This is a genomic window from Pedobacter suwonensis, from assembly GCF_044762335.1.
GTDB lineage: Bacteria > Bacteroidota > Bacteroidia > Sphingobacteriales > Sphingobacteriaceae > Pedobacter.
Genome location: NZ_JBIWEB010000043.1, coordinates 1 through 2,656 on the forward strand (window position 1 = coordinate 1; position 2,656 = coordinate 2,656).

Here is a 2,656-nt window from a genome sequence, read left to right on the forward strand (position 1 = left end):
TGCATATACCAATAAATTTGACCCCCTTTCGCCAATTTCAAATTGACCCCCAGAGTTGTTGCTTGAAAAAAGCAGAAGTTGTTGTGCAAAAAGGCATTTTAGAGTTGATCTTTTAAGTCCTGTTTAACAACTGTTATTTTACAAAAATACGTTTTCAATCTTAGAGTTTCTCCTCCTCATTGATTCGCCGAATAATTCAACTCTCAAGGAGTGATGAACTATACGGTCAAGAACGGCGTCAGCTATCGTTTTCTCGCCAATTATATCATACCATTCCTTAACCGGTATCTGTGAGGTAACTATTGTTGACCGCTTCTGATGCCTGTCTTCAATGATATCCAGTAAAGTAACCCTTGATTGTGGGTCGAAGGGCTGAAGGCCGAAGTCGTCAAGAATAAGAAGATCAACCCTTTCGATCTTTTTCAGTTCTGCCAGGATGGTACCCTTAGCCTTCGCCAGCTTTAGCTGCCCCATGAGTTTAGCGGTATTGACATACAGAACCTTGTATCCACTCTGACAGGCCTGATATCCAAGGGCGGTGGCCAGATAGCTTTTTCCGGTACCGGTGGAACCGGTTATAAAAATATCCTTGTGCTCCTTAATGAAATCCAAGGCCGCAAGTCTGTGTACCTGGTTCCTGTCAAGCCCACGTTCAATGGAGTAATCAATATGCTCAAGAGATGCCTTATATCTGAACGCCGCCGCCCTAATTGTTCTTTCCACTGAACGGTTGCGCCTGTCATCCCACTCGCTGGCAACCAGTACGGAGATAAACTGATCAGTGGTCAGCGATTCCTTTACCGATGATTCCAGATTGGTCTTGAATGCATCGTACATCCCAAACAGCCTTAGCTGTTTCATTTTTTCTAATGTTTCATTGTTCATTTCTAATTGCTGTTTATTGTTACTGGTAATATTCCTTGCCTCTGATGTTTCCATGCTCAGGGATCTCTATCGTCTGTTCTTCTACAGATAGCTGATCAAGCTGCTTTCGCAGTATCTCCTCAATTATACGGTAGTTGTACTGCCCAAGATTATCTGCCCAACGGCAGGCATTTCTTAGCCGGACCGTTCCAACGCGACGTGCAAAGTTCAGTATGCCCGAACAGGATTTATGGGCCTGCTCCGGATGTCCCTTATATTCAAGTACCTTTGATATATAACCGGCAACATCACTATGGATCTCTTCTGCCTGCCGTATAAAGTTTTCCGGGGTCCATTCTGAGATATACCGGTGTTGTGGCGCCAGATGGGTTTCCTGGGTGGTATAATGGTGCTTTGTCCGAACTCTTGGATGAAAGGCTATCATGGTATAGTTGTAATAGACTTTTACTGAGCCGGAAGTGTACAGCAACTTCACCTTTTTCCCAACATAATTATAGGGAACACTGTAGTAGTGAACATCTTCGCCCAGCCGTACATGCCCGTTTCTCATTACGGTAACCATCACCTGCTTGTGCACCTCATATCGAACTGGATTAAGCACGGCAAGTGCTTCACGTTCGATTTCCTCAAACTGTTCCCTGCGTGAGTAGTTTCTGCCGGAAAAGGGTTTGTTATTATGGATTTCCAGCAATGAGACAATCGCAGAATTGAGCTGCTCCAGAGTCTCAAATCGGCTGTTGTCAAGCTTGTTATAGATGCTTCGGTAGATAAGCTTCACAGCTCCTTCTACAAGTGATTTGTCGCGAGGTTTGTAGGCACGTGCAGGAATAACTGTTGTGGCATAATGTTCCGCAAACGCTGCAAACTCATCGTTCAGTACCGCCTCATACCTGCTTCCCCTTGTAACAGCAGAGCGAAGGTTATCAGGAACGATTGCCTCGGGTACACCTCCGAAATAGCGAAGTGCATTTTCACAGGCGGCGATGAGGTCCTCTTTTTTCTGTGAGGCCACAGCCTCAACATAGGTGAGCTGGCTGCAGCCAAGGATCGCTACGAATACTTCTACATCCTGCCTGATATTATCATTCCCGCTAACAAATAGCTTTTTACCAGCAAAATCGATATACATTTTATCGCCAGCCTTATGTTCGATATGCATCACCGATCTGGAAAGCTGCAGATAGACCATTATGGCATTATTGAAGTGTGAACGACTATATCCATCCGGGTGTTTCTTTACATACTCCTCATGGAGAGATTCCCTTGTAACACCTTTTTTCTTCAATCTTTTGCAGTAATCAGGCAATAGTGTTTGGAGAATCTGCATACGGGGTGCGCTGGAGATCCTGGCCACGGGGGTAGTGAAAATAATGGCCAGATCGCTGTCGCTCTTGGCATTGAACTCCTCATAGCCAATACCAAGTGTCTGCCAGATGCGAATATACTTTTTAATGGTATTGCGTGAGGTTGATACCATTGCATGGATGCGCTTGGTCCCAATCCCCTGACTGTACAGACGGATGATCTGTCTTAGTTTATTCATTTTGATAGGCTTATTGGACATTGTAATCAGCAGTTTTTGTTCGGCTAAAAGCTAAACAAAAACATATTCCTACAAACCATTCAGCACAAACGAATCTGCGATTTCAAGGGGGTCAATTTGGATCGGCGCAAAGGGGTCTCTTTGCTTTGGCGGACCTTATCAAATTAACTCGGCAAAGGGGGGCTTTTTAAAGTGGCGAAGAGGGGTCAATTTGAAGCGGTTTATCCA

Annotated in this window: 2 protein-coding genes; both read right to left on the reverse strand. The window is 44.7% G+C overall.

Annotated elements, in window-relative coordinates; translation table 11 throughout:
• Window positions 1-138 precede the first annotated feature (138 nt).
• Entirely contained in the window at window positions 139-885 is a 747-nt protein-coding gene (gene istB, locus ACIQXP_RS25135; RefSeq protein WP_350555763.1) for an IS21-like element helper ATPase IstB, read from the reverse strand.
• A gap of 19 nt (window positions 886-904) precedes the next feature.
• Complete coding sequence (istA, locus tag ACIQXP_RS25140) at window positions 905-2,428, reverse strand: IS21 family transposase (protein ID WP_350873299.1); 1,524 nt, start codon at window positions 2,426-2,428, stop codon at window positions 905-907.
• Between the last annotated feature and the right edge of the window lie 228 nt (window positions 2,429-2,656).

Excerpts from the sequence above, each read along its gene's own strand:
- istA (WP_350873299.1), bottom strand. The coding sequence starts at position 2,428 with ATGAATAAACTAAGACAGATCATCCGTCTGTACAGTCAGGGGATTGGG.
- istB (WP_350555763.1), bottom strand. The coding sequence starts at position 885 with ATGAACAATGAAACATTAGAAAAAATGAAACAGCTAAGGCTGTTTGGG.